The following is a 16,117-nucleotide window of genomic DNA, read 5'->3' as shown; positions in this document are numbered from 1 at the left end:
CGGAGCGCCCGTCACCGGCAGAGCCCGAGCCGCCTCGTCTGCCAGGCGACCTGCGCCGCGAGCCCCTCGCGCAGGGGCACCCGGGGCACGTACCGGAGCGCCGCCTGCGCCGCCGCGGTGTCCGCCCAGGTGCGCCGGACGTCGCCGGGCTGAGGCTCTCCCCGCTCGACGCGTACGGGTCCTGCGAGCTCTTCCAGCAGCCTGAGCGCGTCGTTGAGGCTCACCCGCGAGCCGCCGCCGATGTTGAACACGCCGACCGCGCCGCCCTCCATGGCGTCGACGTTGGCCTGCACCGCGTCGCTCACGTACGTGAAATCGCGCATCTGCTCGCCGTCGCCGTACACGCGGACCGGCTCGCCCTTCAGCACGGCGGCGATGAACCGGTGAAACGCCATGTCGGGGCGCTGCCTGGGGCCGTACACCGTGAAGTACCGGAGGGAGATCGTGGGCAGGCCGAAGTTGCGCCGGTAGAGCTCGCAGAGCTGCTCGGCGGCGAGCTTCGTGACCCCGTAGGGCGAGTGCGGTGCGGTCCGGCTGGATTCGTGCATGGGCACATCCCCCGTGTCGCCGGAGGGGTCGCCGTAGACGGAGGAGGACGAGGCATAGACGAGCTTGCGCACCTGGCCGTGCGCTCTGGCCGCCTCCAGCAGCCGCTGCGTCGCGAGCACGTTGTCGCGCAGGTAGACCTCGAAGCTCTGTCCCCAGCTCGGGCGCACACCCGCCTGCGCCGCCTGGTGGAAGACGATCTCGCGGCCCGAGAGCAGCGGGCGGAGATCGTCTGTCGCGAGGTCGGCCGTCGAGAGCGAGAAGCGCGGTTCGCCGCGCAGCCGTGCCAGGTTCCCCTCCTTGAGCTCGCGGGCGTAGTAGTCGGTGAAGCGGTCCACGCCCAGCACCTCGTGCCCGAGCTCGATCAACCGCTCCGCCAGGTGGGAGCCGATGAATCCGGCCACCCCCGTCACCAGACAACGCATCCGCCTCCCGTCCTGGTCTTGTTGCCGCGTCGCGGCCTCGCGTCCTCGTCTCGCCGCGGCGCGGCCTCCGGTCCCGGGCCTGCCGCGTCGCGGCGCGGCGCGGCGCGGCGATGCTAGCACTTCGTGCCGTTCGTTGAGTGGGCAGCAGCCGGCTGCGAAGCCCGCCACGCCGCTGAGCTCGCCCCGGGGTTTGGGGACCGACCGGCGTGGACCGACCGAGGTTGAGGACCGACCCGGGTTGAGGACCGACCGAGGTTGAGACCGACCCGGGTTGAGGACCCGGACCGACCCGGGTTGAGGATCGACCCGGAGTTGGGGGCCGCGTGGACCGACCGAGGTTGAGGACCGACCAGGACCGACCGAGGTTGAGGATCGACCCAGGGTCGGGGCCGCATGAGCCGATCGAGGTTGGGGTCAGCGCATACCCACCCTCTTCTTGCAAATACGCCCACCTTTCCGATGTGTATTTCTGAATCTGGTTGCGCCTACCCGCCCGGCGGGCGACGCTGGTGCGCGCTCGGGCCCCTCACTTTTTCTGTCCGAGGCGCGCTCGAGACGGGTCGGAAGGCTAGCTGTTGCTTATGGGAATTGTTGTCGAGCAGCTCACGAAGCGGTTCGGTCCAAACAAGGTGGTCGATGACGTCTCGTTCGAGATCGAGAGCGGCGCGCTGGTCGCGCTCCTCGGTCCGAGCGGAGGTGGCAAGAGCACCGTCCTGCGCATCATCGCCGGGCTCGAGAGCCCCGACTCCGGCGAGGTCATCCTGAACGGCAAGAAGGCGACGACCACCCGCGTCCAGGATCGGAACATCGGCTTCGTCTTCCAGAACTACGCGCTGTTCAGGCACATGAGCGTGCGTGACAACATCGGCTTCGGCCTCTCCATCCGGAAGCGGCCACGGAAGGAGATCGCGACCACCGTCGACGAGCTCCTCAGCCTCGTGCAGCTCGACGGGCTCGGCGGCAGGTTCCCGCACGAGCTCTCCGGCGGCCAGCGGCAGCGCGTCGCGCTGGCGCGCGCGCTCGCGCCAGGCTCGTCGCTGCTCCTGCTCGACGAGCCGTTCGGGGCGCTCGACGCCAAGGTCCGCCTCGAGCTGCGCGAGTGGATCCGGAGGCTCCACAAGGAGAGAGGGATCACGAGCGTCTTCGTGACCCACGACCAGGAAGAGGCGATGGACCTCGCCGATCGGGTCATCGTGCTGCACAAGGGGCGGGTCGAGCAGATCGGCACCCCGGAGGAGATCTACGACCGGCCGTCGACCGAGTTCGTCGCGAGCTTCGTCGGATCGATCAACGTGCTCAAGGGGGAGGTGCGCGACGGCCAGGCGGCGCTCGGGACCCTCGCGGTGCACGCTCCCCCCGGGACCGGCGACGGCGCGAGCGTGCGCGCCTTCGTACGTCCGCATGACATCGAGGTGCACACCCGGATCGACTCCTCGAAGACGCCCGCCGCCGACGACGCCAGCGTCGCGCGCGTCGAGCGGCTGTCGCGGGTCGGGTGGATGGTCAAGGCAGAGCTCCGCCTCTCCGATGGCCAGCCGCTCTCCGTGGAGCTGACCAAGGATCGCGTCGCCGAGCTCGGCCTGTCCGAGGGGGACAGGGTGCTGGTAAATCTCCGAGACGCCAAGATCTTCGTGCAAGATTACTCCATCTAACTAGCCCGCTGGCCGGCGCTCCCGTCTGGTCAACGGCCATCACGGGAGGCGGCACGTGGCTTCAATCTTCGACGACATCGCGGCGACGATCGGGCGCACCCCGCTCGTCCGCCTGAGCTCTGCGGGAAAGGGTCTGCGCGCCGAGCTGATCGGCAAGGTCGAGAGCCGGAACCCTGGCGGCAGCGTCAAGGATCGCATCGGCCTCGCGATGGTCGAGGACGCCGAGCGGCAGGGCAAGCTGAAGAGCGGCAGCGTCCTCGTCGAGCCGACGAGCGGCAACACGGGCCTCGCGCTGGCGATGATCGCCGCGGCCAAGGGCTACCGGCTGATCCTCACGATGCCGGAGTCGATGAGCCCGGAGCGGATCGCGCTGCTCCGGGCGTTCGGGGTCGATGTGCTGCTGACGCCCGGGTCGCTCATGGTGCAGGCCGTCGCGCGGGCGCGCCAGATCGTGGAAGAGACGCCCGGCGCGGTGATGCTCCAGCAGTTCGAGAACCCGGCGAACCCCGCCGCGCACCGCGTGACGACCGCGCGCGAGATCTGGGAGGACACGGACGGGACGGTCGACGTCGTGGTCGCCGGCGTGGGGACCGGCGGGACGATCACCGGCGTGGGCGAGGTGCTCAAGCAGAAGAAGCCGGGCGTGAAGATGATCGCGGTCGAGCCCAGGAACGCGGCCGTGCTGAGCGGCGGCCGCGTGGGTGCGCACCTGATCCAGGGCATCGGCGCGGGCTTCGTCCCGAAGATCCTCCGGCGCGAGCTCATCGACGAGGTGGTGCCCGTGTCCGAGGACGAGTCCTTCGACGCCGCGCGCCGGCTCGCCAAGACCGAGGGCATCCTCGTCGGCATCTCCGGCGGCGCGGCGATGGCGGCGGCGCTGTCGATCGCGGCGCGCGACGAGATGCAGGGAAAGAGGATCGTGGTGATCCTTCCCGACGGCGGGGAGCGGTACGTCACCTCGCCGCTCTTCAAGGAGCTCGTCGGCTGCGCTCGCGCGGCCGCGCCCCGCTGAACCGCCAGGGAACTAGGGAAGGCAGCCGCACATCGGGTCGCCTTCCCGGCAGAAGCACTCCGTCTTCCTGGGCGCCTGCGGCGCCGCTGGCCTCGCGGCCTTGACCTGGAGGGTCTCCCGGTCGCGCTTCGCCGCGAGCAGCTTGCGCTCGAGCTCCGCCTTCTCGGCCTGGCTCCGCACCGTCTGGTACGCGAGCGTGAGCTCGTCGATCTTCCTCTCGCTCGCCGCGAGGTCGCTCTGGAGCGTCGCGAGCCGCTGCTCGTGGGCGGCGCGCGTGGCCGTCTGCTCGGCCAGCGTCTGCTCCGCCTCCGGCTTGATCTTGCCGAAGAAGACGCCGAGCGTCGCGGCGAGCACGACGACGAAGAGCGCGCTCCCCCCCGTGACGAGCTGCTTGAGCCGCCGCTTCTGGGCGTCTCCCGCGAGGGCGGCGAGCCTGCGCTCGTGCTCCTGCTGCTTCGCCATCGCCTCGATGCGCGCGCGCTGCTCGGCCTCGATGCGGGCCTTCTCGACGGCCGCGACCCGGATCCCCTCGAGCCGCGCGGCCTCCTCGCGCGCCTGCTCCTCCTCGCGGCGGGTCCGCTCGTCTTCGGCCCGGATGCGCGCCGCCTCCTCCGCCCGAGCGCGCCGCTCGAGGGCGCGCCGCGCCTCTTGCTCTGCGAGCGCGCGCTGCCGCACGGCCTCCTCCTCCTCGCGCAGCCGCTGCTTCTCGAGGCTCATGAGCTGCTTGAGCGAGAACAGAACAGAGCTCTCCTGGATCTCGGCCATGACGGATCGACCTCCTTGCCCGCGCCGGGGTGCGGAGCGCACGGCGCACGCCGACGAGCGCGGCTCCAGCGGATGAACTCCGCCTGTCCGGCCTCGCTCTCGCGCGCGGTGCGCTCTCGGTTCTCCAGTTGGACCGAGCGACGAGATGGAAGCTTGGATGGCCGAGGAGCCGATCAGGACGGGCGCAGGGGAAGCGCCGCGAGGAGTGTGGGAGAAGGAGGGGGCGCCGCGAGCGGGCGCGATCACTCGATGCGGACGGCGACGAGGACCTTCATCCATACCCCTTCGGGCGGGATCGTCTTCGTCAGATCGACCTTGCCTTCCCAGTCGACGTGTACGGTGTAATCGCCGCTCTCGTCGTTCTTGTAGAAGAAGGGCCGGATGTCGTCGTTATAGACCCGATCGAGCGGGACGATGCGCTCCCCGGTGGGCATCGGCGCCTTCTTGGCGACGACGGTCGACTTGCCGTCGACGACGGCCGAGGCGGAGACGCTCTTGATGAAGGTGAGGTCGGGGACGTTGTTGTCGCGCGCTTCCAGCCGGATGTACATGAGCTCGGCCCTGTCGACCGAGTTCGGGTCCTCCGAGACGGAGAGCTCGCTCCATCCGGAGAAGACCGACTGCGAGGTGGGCTTGACGAGGAACTTGGTCTCCACCTCATGCTCGCCGACGACCGAGGCGCAGGCGCTCGCGCCGAGGGACAGCGCCATGGTGAGCGCCGCGCCGGTACGCGCGGAGAGGCAGAGCGAGGCGAGCCCACGGCGGCAGGTCAACATAAGCATCCTCATTCGCAAGACATAGCATGGCGAGGTCTGATCGACGCGCGGGGCGCGGCCGGCTATCGTCGTCGGCCGAGGGCGACCAGATGGCGGCGGAATCAGGCGCGGGTATTGACGGCGGGCAGGGTACGGCCCCCGCTTCGTTCGAGGCGAGGCTCGCGCTCGCCCAGCGGACGAGCGCGCGGCTGCGAGAGGCGATCGGGCAGGCCGTGGTCGGGCAGGACGACGTCATCGAGCAGACGCTCTGGGGGATCCTCGCGGGAGGGCACGTCCTCCTCGAGGGGGCGCCCGGGCTGGGCAAGACGCTCCTCGTCAGGACCATCGCCGGCTGCCTGGATCTCGCGTTCTCGCGCATCCAGTTCACCCCGGATCTCATGCCGAGCGACGTGACCGGCACGAACGTGCTCGTCGCGGCGGCGGACGGCTCGCGCCACTTCTCGCTGCACAAGGGGCCGATCTTCGGGCAGGTGATCCTGGCCGACGAGATCAACCGGGCGACGCCGAAGACGCAGAGCGCGCTGCTCGAGGCCATGCAGGAGCACGCGTGCACCATCGCGGGCACGCGGTACGCGATGGAGGAGCCGTTCTTCGTGCTGGCCACCGAGAACCCGATCGAGATGGAAGGGACTTACCCGCTGCCGGAGGCGCAGCTCGATCGGTTCCTGCTCAAGGTGCTCGTGCCGAGCCCGACCGAGGACGAGATGACCGAGATCCTCGCCCGGACCACGGGCCACGATCGCGGGCCGCCGCCCCGGGTGCTCACCCGCGACGACGTGCTCTCGCTGCGATCGCTCTGCCGCGACATCGCGGTCGCCGAGCCCGTCATGCGGTACGCGTCGCGGCTCACGCGGGCGAGCGATCCGGCGGCCGAGGGGGCGCCCGAGATCGTGCGGAGGTCGCTCCGGTTCGGCGCCGGCGTGCGCGGCGCGCAGTCGCTGGTGCTGGCCGCGAAGGCCGTGGCGCTCCTCCAGGGAAGGGCGCACGTCGCCTTCGCCGACGTGCAGCGGGTCGCGAAGCCGGTGCTCCGCCACCGGATGATCCGGTCCTTCGAGGGCGAGGCGGAGGGGATCACGACAGATCAGGTGATCGCGGCGCTCCTCTCCGCGATAGAGGCGCGCCCCGAGCCCGTGGCGCAGGCGATCCGGCGATGAGGCGCGTGGATGAGCCGCGGGGGCAGGCGATCCGGAGCGGGTCGCCGAGGAGGGGCGCGAAGGGCCTTGCGGGGGCGGCGTCGCTCGCGGCGCTCTTCTCGGCGGGGCCTGTGTCCGGGCAGGCGCCGCCTCTGTCGACCGCGACGGAGCTCGTCGTCGACGTGGCGCCCGTGCTCGGGACGAGCGGCGGGATACCCTGGGGCTGGAACCAGGTCGTCGTGCGCATCCAGAACAACGGCGGCAGGGCGGCCAGGGGCGAGGTCGAGGTCGAGTCGAAGCGCTACTCCGATGAGCGCGTCTTCGTCGCGTCGGCGCCGTACGCCGTCGGGGCGGGCGCGTCGGTCGACGTGCGCGTGCCGGTGCACGTGTCGCCTTTCGGCGACGTGCAGGTGCGGGCGCTCGATGAGGGCGGAGCACAGGTGTCGTCGCAGGGGCTCTCGTCGACCTCGCAACACGCGGTGGTGCTCTTCGACGTCAGCGAGAGGTCGCTCCTCCGCGGGGGCCTCCACGACGCGCCGATCGCGCCGCTGTACATATCGACCAGCCGCGCGCCCGGGGGGACGCCGAGCCCTGTCCTCTGGGTCGGGCAGCCTCGCTTCGACAGCGCGACCGGCGACCCGCTGCTGCCCGACCGGGCGGCCCTGTACAACGCGGCGGACGCCGTGCTCATGCGCACCGACACGCTGTCCAGGCTGAGCGGCTCCGAGCTCGAGGCGCTCGCCGGCTTCGTCCTCTCCGGCGGCACGCTGGCGCTGTCCGTCGCCCGCCCCGAGGATCTGCGGCACCCGACGCTCGCGGCGTTCGTCGGCGGTGAGGTCGCGAGGGCGCCCATCGCGCCGCCCACCCTCGCGGAGATCGCGCCGCCCGGCGGCTCCAGCGGCTTTGGCAAGCAGGGCAACGTGCTCCTGCCCGCGCCGAGCGCGACCCCCGCGGTGGCCGAGTCGCTCTGCGGCTGGTCGGGCGGCAACCTGCGCGGGAGCCCGTATGGCAGCTCGGCGTTCTACGGCCTCGGCGAGGTGCACCTGCTGGCGTTCGACCCAACGCGCTCGCCCGCGGCCAGCGACCCATGGGTGAAGATCCGTGTGGCCGATCTCGCTCGCCGCGCTTACGACCGTCGCTCCACGGTCGCCTTCCGCCCGGGGGAGGATGCGATGGGCGTCGACCTCGATCCGGTGCGGCGGGAGCTCGATCCGAACGAGAGCTCCCGCTGGGCGATCGGGGTCTCCGCGCTGCTGCTCTGCATTTACGCGGTGCTCGCCGGTCCGATCAATTTCTCGCGCGCCGCGCGGCAGGGGAGGCCGCTCCGCGCGCTCTGGTACCTGCCGGTGCTCTCTGCGGTCACGTTCGCGGTGATCGTCGGTGTGGGCCTGTTCGCGAAGGGGGTGCGCGGCCGGGCGCGGCACCTCACGTTGATCGAGGCGGGGGCCGGCATGACGAAGGGCGCGGTGCGCCGGTTCCGGGGCTTCTTCGTCGCCAGCGCGGAGGAGCTCACGGTCCGCACGACCGACCCGAGCGGCGTGATCAGCACGGCGGTGGTCGCCGAGCTCTCCGAGCGGCGCGACCGGCTGCTCGTGGACCGTGACGGCGCCCGGCTGACGAAGGTCGCGGCGCTCCCCTGGCAGACGGTGATCGTGCGCGAGGACGGGGCCGCGTCGCTCGGGGACGGCATCGCGATCGTCGCCGATCCGAGCGGCGACATCGTCGTGAGCAACCGGAGCGGCCGCGACCTCCGAGGCGGCGTCCTGTGGCTACCGGAGGGCGCGGCCCGCTACTTCGCCCGCATCGGCGACGGGGAGAGGGTCTCGTCGCGCGCGGGGGTCGATCTCGCGGCGCGGAGCGAGGGGCAGGGCTGGCTCTCGCACGCCGGCTCCGCGCGGCGGGTCGGCGGCATGGACGTCCACGACCTCGGCGGGAGGCTGCTGACGCCGCTCCTCGAGCCCGACGCCCCGGGGCTCGGCGCCGCGTGGCTGGCCATCGAGGAGGCGGCCGGCGGATCGGTCGACTGGTTCCCGGCCGGCGTGCCCGTGCTGTTCGGCCAGCTCGACGGCGGCGAGGGGCGCGCGAGCGACTCCGGGTTGCGGATCGACAGCGACCGCGTGCTCGTGCGGGTCGTCGGCTACGGAGGCCGGCCGTGAGCGCGGCGCTCGGCGGCGCTCCGCTCTCCACGGCCGCGGCGCAGATCGAGCGGCTTCGGCCGACGATCCGTGTCCGGCACCTCTCGCACCGCTTCGGCGCGCTCGACGTGCTGAAGGACGTCACCTTCGACGTGGGCCCCGGCGAGATCTTCGGCTTCATCGGGCCGAACGGCGCGGGCAAGACGACGACGATCCGGGTCATGGCGACCTTGCTCGAGCCCATGGCAGGGCGGGTCGAGATCGACGGCGTCGACGTGACGATCGACCCCGCGGCTGTCCGTCGCAGCATCGGGTACATGCCGGATCACGCCGGCGTCTACGACAGGATCACGGTGCGCGAGTACCTCGAGTTCTTCGCGGACGCCTTCCGGGTGCCGTCGCTCGACGTGGTCGACGCCGTCCTGGAGCTGACCGACCTCGGCAAGATCCAGGACCGGATCGTCGCCACGATGTCCAAGGGGATGAAGCAGCGCCTCCAGCTCGGGAGGATCCTGCTGCACGATCCCAAGGTCCTTATCCTGGACGAGCCGGCGAGCGATCTCGATCCGCGCGCGCGCATCGAGATCCGCGATCTCTTGCTCGAGCTCCGGAGCCTGGGGAAGACGATCTTCCTCTCGTCGCACATCCTCACGGAGCTCTCCGACGTGTGCACGTCGATCGGCATCCTCGAGAAGGGCCGCCTCGTCGTCGCCGGGCCGATCGGGGAGATCGCCGCGCGCCTCGAGGCGGTGCGCGCGGCGCAGGCGCACGGGCACGCGCCGCCGCGCCACGCCGTCGTGCCGGGCGCGTACGGGGCGCAGGCGTACGGGCATGCGCCGCCGCGGCACGGACCCGGGGCGGCCACGCCCGACGGCGCGCCGACGGATCCGGCAGCCGTCGATCGCTCGCAGGCCGACGGTCCGCCGCCCGGATACGGCCCGCACCCGCCGCACGCCGCTGGGCCGGCGAGCGCGGGGCAGGCGGCCTATCCGGCGCTCTCGCAGATCTCCCGGCGCAAGGTCAAGGTGCGGGTCCTCGGCGATCCCGAGGCAGCGGCCTTCCTGGTCAGGGGCGGGCCGGGGATCACCGACGTCGACATCGTCGCCGGAGCCGTTCACGTCGGCTACGTGGGCACCGACGTGAAGATCGCCGAGATCGTCCAGCACCTCGTGCGCAGCGGCGTCGGCGTGATCGGCGTCGAGCCGGAGCGCAATGAGCTCGAGAGGATCTTCCTGGAGGTCACGCAAGGAGAGGTGCAGTGAGCGTGCAGACTGGCACATCGCCGCCCGCCGGTCCGGCGTCGCAGCGGCTCGTCGATCGGGCGCGGCATCGCGTGGGGCACGTCCTGCGCGAGCCGAACCCGATCTGGATCCGCGAGCTCAAGCAGGCGGCGCGCCTCGCCCGCACGCCGATCATCCTGCTGGTGCTGGCCGTGCTGATGGCGCTGCTCGTGGCGACCATCGGCGGCATTGCGGCGAAGGAGATCGCGCCTGCGAAGACGGGCGTGATCCTGTTCCAGGTCTTCTTCTCGCTCGCGTACTTCGTGGTGGCGCTGGTCGGGCCGGCGGTCGCCGCGAACAGCATCGCTTCGGAGCGCGAGGGGCGCACCTGGGAGGCGGTGCTCCTGACGGGCATCCCGCCCGGCGAGATCGCGCGAGGCAAGTTCCTCGCCGCTTACACGGCGATCTCGATGTACGTGGTGATGCTCGCGCCGGTCGGAGCGCTGCCGTTCCTGTTCGGCGGGATCACCGCGATGGAGGTGGTGATCGCCTTCCTGTTCCTCTTCTTGATCGCGCTGCTCAGCGTGGCCTTCGGCCTGGCGATCAGCTCGAAGATGGCGAGCCTGCGCGCGGCGATCCTCGTCACGCTGCTGCTCGCGTTCCCGCTGTCGATCGGCCTGTTCTCGGCGGGGGGCTCGGGGCTCTCGTACGCGGCCCACCTGGCCTGGCCGGAGGTGCCCGAGGGGCCGCCGATCTGGCTCCCGATCGCCTACCAGCGCGCGCCTCTCGGCCTCGATTACGTGCTCTTCCTGATCCTCCTGCCGATCGCGGCGATCGGCATGCCCGCGTGGTTCCTGTACCAGGTGACCGTCGCGAACCTCACGAGCGAGAGCGACGATCGCTCTTCCGGGTTGAAGACGTGGTTCGCGGTCTGCGCGCCCGTGACGACCGCCGCCGTCGCGGTGCCGGCGCTCTCGGTGGACCCCTCCGATCGCATGCCCGCGATCGTCGCGGGCGTGTGCGCGGCGCTCTCGTTTCTGATCTTCTGCGTGTTCCTCTTTGCCGGTGAGCCGATCGGCCCATCGCGCCGCGTCGAGGTTCACTGGGCTCGGAGCCGCGCCAGTCGGCTGCGTCGCTTCTTCGGCCCCGGCGTGATGCGCTCGGCGTACCTCCTCCTCGCGGTGGGGGTCCCCGCCATCGCCGCGCTCTGGCTCATCGGGCACCGGCTGAGCCTCGGCGCGCCCGTCGCGACGCCGGAGATCCAGGCGCAGCAGGTGCAGCACGTCGCCGTCTATGCGCTCGCCGTCTACGTGTTCCTCGTCGGGCTCGGCGCGTTCCTTCGCGCGCGGATCGCCTCGCCCCTGGTGGCGCGGGCGCTGCTCCTGACGCTGCTCTTCACGATCGCGGTCGGCCCATGGATCGTCGCCGCCATCGCGGGCCTCGTCGCGGAGCTCGACACGAGCGAGAGCGCTCTCCTCGTCGCGGCCCCGTCGCCGTTCTACGCGTTCGTGATGCTCTCCAAGGCCGATCAGGGCGATGCAGGGTCTGTCATCGCCGCCGGGTACACGGCCGCAGCCGGCTGGGTCGCCGTCGGGCTCGGCCTGCTCTCCGCGGCCCGCGCGCGCTGCGCTGCCGTCGTCGCGCAACGCGAGGCGGCCTTCGCCGAGACGGACGCGCTCCTCGCCCGGGAAGATGAGGCGGCGCTCGCGGCGGAGCAGGCAGCGCCGCCGCACGCGGCCACGCCCGAGCACGCCGGGCCTGGGAGCGCCGCGGGCACCGCCGCCTGATCACGGAGCGCGATCGCGGCGCGCTCCGAAATCGTACGTGCACGTCTCTTTGTGTGGAAATTTGGATCGCGACCGGGGAATGCAGCAGGATGCGCTGCGCGCGGATCTGTTGAAATCTTGGGCGTCCTGTGGCGAGCGTGTGAAAAGAGCGCTCGCGCGCTCGAGGTCCGGGAGCGAGATGGGGATCTCGATTCCTCGCGTCGTGTGACGACGGCGGCACCACCTCGACCCGCAGAGGATGGCCTTGCCTTCGCACGAAGACTGCCGATGCGCGGCGCCTGAGCTGAGCGATACCTTGCTGGATGGAACGCCGTACCGGCCCGTGCGTCGGCTGGGGCGAGGGGGCATGGGCGAGGTGATCGAGGCGGCGCACGTGGGCCTCGACAAGCCGGTGGTGGTGAAGCTCTTGCACCGCGACCTGAACCGCGAGCCGCGGCTCGTGGAGCGGATGCGCGTCGAGGCGCAGTCGCTGGCGCGGCTCGCCCACCCGAACCTGGTGACCGTCACCGATTTCGGGCGGACCGCCGAGGGGAGGACGTTCCTCGTCATGGAGCGGCTCTATGGCCGGACGATGCGCGAGGAGCTCGCGGCGCGCGGCGCGCTGCCGGCGGTGGAGGCGCTCGATCTCGTGACGCAGACGCTGGCGGGCCTCGCCGCGGCGCACGGCGCGGGCATCGTCCACCGCGACGTGAAGCTCGAGAACCTCTTCGTGTGCGACGCGGACGCGCAGGGGCGGCGCGTGGTGAAGGTGCTTGATTTCGGGATCGCCAAGGTGGTCGCTCCGCGCGGCGATGGGCGCGCGCCGGCGCCGTCGCTCTATCAGACGGAGGAGGGGGTGCTCGTCGGTACGCCGCGCTATCTCTCGCCCGAGCAGGCTTGCGGGCTCGCCGTCGATGCGCGCACCGACGTGTATGCGGCCGGCGTGGTGCTCTACACGCTGGTCGCCGGTCGCGATCCGTTCGAGCATGTGAGGCGCGTCCACGAGCTCGTGCGCGCCCACGCGAGCGAGGTCCCGGCGCCGCCGTCGAGCCATGCGCCACGACCGGTGCCGCCGGAGCTCGACCGCGCGATCATGAGGGCGCTGGAGAAGCGTCCGGAGCTCCGTTTCCCGGACGCTGCGGCGTTCGCGGCGGAGCTGTCGCGCATCGCCGCGGGGCTATCGAGAGGGGTCGATGGTGGGTCGGTCGTACCGTCGGGGTCGTACTGGCAGCGCACGGCGCCGCTTACGCTGCCGCCGGTCCGGGCGCCGGTGCTCCCACCGACGTTGAGCGCGACCGTGAAGGCGTTCGGCCTGACGGCGCTGGACATGGCTGCGCAGGCCACCCCAGGAGCTGCGCAGCAGCGCGCCTCGGAGGCGCACAGAAGCAGGGCGCGCCGCGCGCGACGGGCCGCGCGCCCCGAGGCCAGCTGGGCGGCCATGGGATTGCTGGTGGTGAGCGTGGTGCTCTTCGGCTTCACCCTGGCGTTGCTGGTGAGCTTCGTGGGCTGACAGGCCGGTACGGCGTCGTCGCCGCGGATGCCAGGAACGTCACCCGGCGCGACGAACCCGCTACGATGCGGGCTGCGGAATGGGAGCGCTGAGGCTGAGAGGGCCAACCTGGGTCGGAAGGGGCAACCTGGGTCGGAAGGGGCAACCTCGGAGGGGTCAACCTCGGCGTGGTGGAAGGCTCAACCTGGGGGTGGGCCACGAGGCAAGGCAACTCAACCTGGGTGAGGGCCAAGGGCCAGGGTGTGGGCCACGAGGCAACTCAACCTGGGTGAGGGCCAGGGCCAAGGGCCAAGCTCAACCTGGTGCGGGGCCAGGCCAGGAGGCAGGAGAGAGGCTCAACCTGGGTGCGGGCCGTGGACGCGATCTGGATGCAAAAAATCGATGCTATGGCACACGGAAAATTTGGCGGCGTAGTAGTGGGCAACACCCGCGTGGTTCGGTGAGGAAGCAAGAAGGTGGCCAGGGTCAACTTTGCGCGCCGTCGATCCGCCGAGCCGCGCCTCGCGCGACGTCATGGTTCGCGACATCGGAGCCTTCGAGCATCAGCAGCCGGCACCATCACGTCCATGACGGCGCCGGCTCCCGATGCCCGTGCCCTCCCGTGGGGCGACCCTGGCATCGCTCCGGAGGGGGTGGTGACGCTTGGGTGCGTGGTGGTGGCGGCCGGGTGGAGTATCTTCGGGTCCATGCCGTGGCCCTGTCCCCGAGCGAGCTCCGAGGTATCGTGCGCGGGCCAGCGCACGTTCGACGCTGGCCTCCGGCGCCCCCGGGCTCGTCGGAGCGCTGTCGCGGCACCCGCCACGCCGTCTGCAGTGCAGCGGTCGAGGCAGATCACCTCGGGAGTGCGCCCATGACAGCGCGACGTCTTGCACCGAGGGCTCGATGCGCTGCTGCCCACGTTGGGCAGCAGCGCGCCTTTTGCGCGTGGCGAGAGGGGCAGGCATGACCAACAGGAACGCGAACAAGAGCTCGCCAGGGCAGCCGGCTGGTCAGGGCGCTGCGGGCGACGCCGCGCCGCAGCAACCGACGCTGCCGCAGCAGCCGCCGCGCGGGTACGACACGCCGAATTTTGCATCGCAAGAGCACCCCTCGCCGGCGCAACAGCGAGCGCTAACGCAGGAGCCGCGCCGCAGGCCTGAAGATGGAAACACCGGCCCCACAGCGCCACCCGCGGAGCGGATGGTGCAGTGGGGCGAGCCCAGGCCGCGGCGCCGCCAGGATCGCGAGGCGGGGCCGAGCGACAAGCAGGTGTATGTTCCTCCGGTCACGCTGCCCCCGAATCGCGAGCACCAGGCGATGGATCAGCAGAAGATCCAGGTAGCGCCGTCGCTGTTGAAGGGCGTCGACGAACGGAACCGGCCGACGATGCGCAGGATCCCTGTGCAGGGGTTGCCGGGCCCCCCGGGGGCTCCCGATGGGCAGGGCGGCGCGCGTCCCGGTGGCGTCCGCACGGCCCGCGTCGGTGTCGGCAGCGGCGTCTGGCCGCCGCCCGAAGACGAGTCGTCCGGCCCGCGCGGGCAGTCGTCCCGGAAGCAGAGGCCGATGGGAACAGCCGCCCCCCAGCCAGCAGCCGCCGCTTCTCGAGCGGGGCTGCAGCCGGCCGCCGCGCGTCCCGACGCCGCCGCGGTGACCGCAGCGGCCGCCGCGGCGGTGCTCGCGGCGCGCCGCCGCCGCGCCACGCTGGCGCTCTTCGCGCTGCTCGTGTTTCTGGGGAGCGCGACGGTCGCAGGCTTCTGGGTGCTGTGGCGTGCGGCCAATCCGACGAGCGGGCAGGATCCGACGCTGGCCGAGGGCGGCCGCGTTCCCACGCCCGATCCCGGCGGCCTCGCGACCCCCACGCCGAGCGCGCAGCCCGAACATCCGCCTCCGGCGGCGATCGAGCCGCCGCCCACCACAGAGCGACCCGTTCCCGCCGTGCCCGAGGTTCCGACGGCGTCGCCCTCGGCGGAGCCGAGCGCGCCGCCCGCACACTCCGCGGCCACGGTCGCCGCCCGTCCGTCATCAACGCGTCCTGCTGTGCAGGTGAAGCGTCCCACCAAGCCTACGACCGCGGCGGACGACATCTACGATTCGGCTGTTAGCCCTCCGATCCCACCACCGGTCCCGCCGTCCGCGCCCTCTGCGTCGCCCACAACGCCCCCGGGGACGACCGCTCCCCCGCGTCCCTTCCCCTGAGGCGTCGCCTCTCCGGATTGCATTTCTCCCGCCAGCCACCATGCGAAAGCCATTCTTGAAATACCTGTCTCTACTCCTCCCGTGCGCGGCGGTTCTTCTGGGGCCGAGCGTCGCGAGCGCGACCGGCGAGGCTCGGCTGATGCCGAACTCTCCGACCGACGCCCCGCCTGCGACGTCGCGCGCGGGCGAGCGCGCGGCGCAGCTCTACCGGGAGGGGAACAGGTTCTACGATGAAGCGCGATTCGCCGAGGCCGAGGCGCGTTATCAGGCGGCGTGGGATCTCCAGCAGAGCTTTGACGTGGCCGGCAACCTCGGGAATGTCGAGCTGGAGGTGAACCAGCCCCGCGAGGCGGCCGAGCACCTCCTGTACGCGCTCAACACCTTTCCGCTCGGCGAGAAGGCCGAGAAGAAGAGCTTCCTACAGAAGCGGCTCGCCGTCGCCCGGTCGCAGGTCGGAGCGCTTCGCATCAGCGTGAACGTCGACGATGCCGAGGTGCTCATCGACGGCAAGCTCGTCGGGCGTTCGCCCCTCGCGACCGAGGTGTTCGTCGATCCCGGCAAGCGCACGATCGACGCACGCCGCGCTGGCGCCAGGACGTCAACCTCGCTGCTCGTGGCGAGGGGCTCGGACCAGAGCATCGCCCTCAGCCTCGATTCGGGCCCGAACATTCCGCTGGTGGTCGCCGGCGGGGCCGTCGGGCTGCTCGGGCTCGCGTCGGGCGTGACCTTCGCGATCCTCTCCACGGCAAAGGGCGAGTCCGCGGCGACGGAGCCGTTCGGCAGCGCGAGGCGCACCGACCTGCGCGACGCCCAGACCACGCTCGCCAACGTCTCGTTCTGGAGCTTCCTCGGCGGTGGCGTGGTGCTCGCGGGGACGGCCCTGTACGCGTTCTCCGCGTCGAGCCGCACGCCGGTCACCAAGGCCGGGCTCCCCCGGTTGTATGCCGCGCCGTTCGTGGGCGGAGAGGCGAACGGCCTGCTGCTGGGCGCGAGCTTCTAGGT

At 71.6% G+C, this 16,117-nt stretch carries 12 protein-coding genes; 9 read left to right on the top strand and 3 right to left on the bottom strand.

Features of this window, described 5'->3' with window-relative positions; translation table 11 throughout:
- Window positions 1-11 precede the first annotated feature (11 nt).
- Window positions 12-971, bottom strand: coding sequence for an NAD-dependent epimerase/dehydratase family protein (locus WMF14_RS39725; protein WP_437795033.1), 960 nt, complete (start codon window positions 969-971; stop codon window positions 12-14).
- 581 nt (window positions 972-1,552) lie between these two features.
- Here WMF14_RS39725 and WMF14_RS39720 point away from each other — a divergent pair.
- Window positions 1,553-2,623, top strand: coding sequence for a sulfate/molybdate ABC transporter ATP-binding protein (locus WMF14_RS39720; protein WP_272102724.1), 1,071 nt, complete (start codon window positions 1,553-1,555; stop codon window positions 2,621-2,623).
- Between the two features lie 55 nt (window positions 2,624-2,678).
- Window positions 2,679-3,635, top strand: a complete 957-nt coding sequence (gene cysK, locus WMF14_RS39715; protein ID WP_272102725.1) for a cysteine synthase A — start codon at window positions 2,679-2,681, stop codon at window positions 3,633-3,635.
- A 12-nt stretch (window positions 3,636-3,647) separates the two neighbouring features.
- Here cysK and WMF14_RS39710 read toward each other — a convergent pair whose 3' ends face one another.
- Window positions 3,648-4,400 carry a hypothetical protein gene (locus WMF14_RS39710; protein ID WP_437795030.1) on the bottom strand — a complete coding sequence of 251 codons (753 nt, stop codon included), beginning with the start codon at window positions 4,398-4,400 and terminating at the stop codon, window positions 3,648-3,650.
- Between the two features lie 242 nt (window positions 4,401-4,642).
- Window positions 4,643-5,176: a hypothetical protein gene (locus WMF14_RS39705; protein WP_272102727.1), complete on the bottom strand. Its 534-nt coding sequence runs from the start codon at window positions 5,174-5,176 to the stop codon at window positions 4,643-4,645.
- A gap of 89 nt (window positions 5,177-5,265) precedes the next feature.
- On the opposite strand from WMF14_RS39705, the gene WMF14_RS39700 reads away from it, so the two are divergent.
- The 7 genes from WMF14_RS39700 to WMF14_RS39670 all read left to right on the top strand — a co-directional run bounded on the left by WMF14_RS39700 (window position 5,266) and on the right by WMF14_RS39670 (window position 16,115).
- Window positions 5,266-6,330: an AAA family ATPase gene (locus WMF14_RS39700; protein WP_437795027.1), complete on the top strand. Its 1,065-nt coding sequence runs from the start codon at window positions 5,266-5,268 to the stop codon at window positions 6,328-6,330.
- A complete protein-coding gene (locus WMF14_RS39695) occupies window positions 6,327-8,465 on the top strand; it encodes a hypothetical protein (RefSeq protein WP_437795024.1) in 2,139 nt (712 codons plus the stop codon). Before WMF14_RS39700 ends, WMF14_RS39695 begins: the two co-directional genes overlap by 4 nt.
- On the top strand, window positions 8,462-9,706 hold the full coding sequence (locus WMF14_RS39690; RefSeq protein WP_437795021.1) for an ABC transporter ATP-binding protein: 1,245 nt from the start codon (window positions 8,462-8,464) through the stop codon (window positions 9,704-9,706). The genes WMF14_RS39695 and WMF14_RS39690 overlap by 4 nt, the downstream gene beginning before the upstream one ends.
- The gene (locus tag WMF14_RS39685; protein WP_437795018.1) at window positions 9,703-11,451 is read left to right on the top strand and encodes an ABC transporter permease; all 1,749 of its coding nucleotides are present in this window, start codon (window positions 9,703-9,705) and stop codon (window positions 11,449-11,451) included. The genes WMF14_RS39690 and WMF14_RS39685 overlap by 4 nt, the downstream gene beginning before the upstream one ends.
- Before the next feature lie 238 nt (window positions 11,452-11,689).
- Window positions 11,690-12,940 carry a serine/threonine-protein kinase gene (locus WMF14_RS39680; RefSeq protein ID WP_437795015.1) on the top strand — a complete coding sequence of 417 codons (1,251 nt, stop codon included), beginning with the start codon at window positions 11,690-11,692 and terminating at the stop codon, window positions 12,938-12,940.
- Window positions 12,941-13,882: 942 nt separating this feature from the next.
- The gene (locus WMF14_RS39675) at window positions 13,883-15,115 is read left to right on the top strand and encodes a hypothetical protein (protein ID WP_437795012.1); all 1,233 of its coding nucleotides are present in this window, start codon (window positions 13,883-13,885) and stop codon (window positions 15,113-15,115) included.
- A gap of 139 nt (window positions 15,116-15,254) precedes the next feature.
- Window positions 15,255-16,115: a hypothetical protein gene (locus tag WMF14_RS39670; RefSeq protein ID WP_272102734.1), complete on the top strand. Its 861-nt coding sequence runs from the start codon at window positions 15,255-15,257 to the stop codon at window positions 16,113-16,115.
- Window positions 16,116-16,117: the final 2 nt, after the last annotated feature.

This window comes from Sorangium sp. So ce693 (assembly GCF_051521375.1).
GTDB lineage: Bacteria > Myxococcota_A > Polyangia > Polyangiales > Polyangiaceae > Sorangium > Sorangium atrum.
Note: the sequence above shows the minus strand (reverse complement) of the source record. Positions and strands in the feature narration are given on the sequence as shown.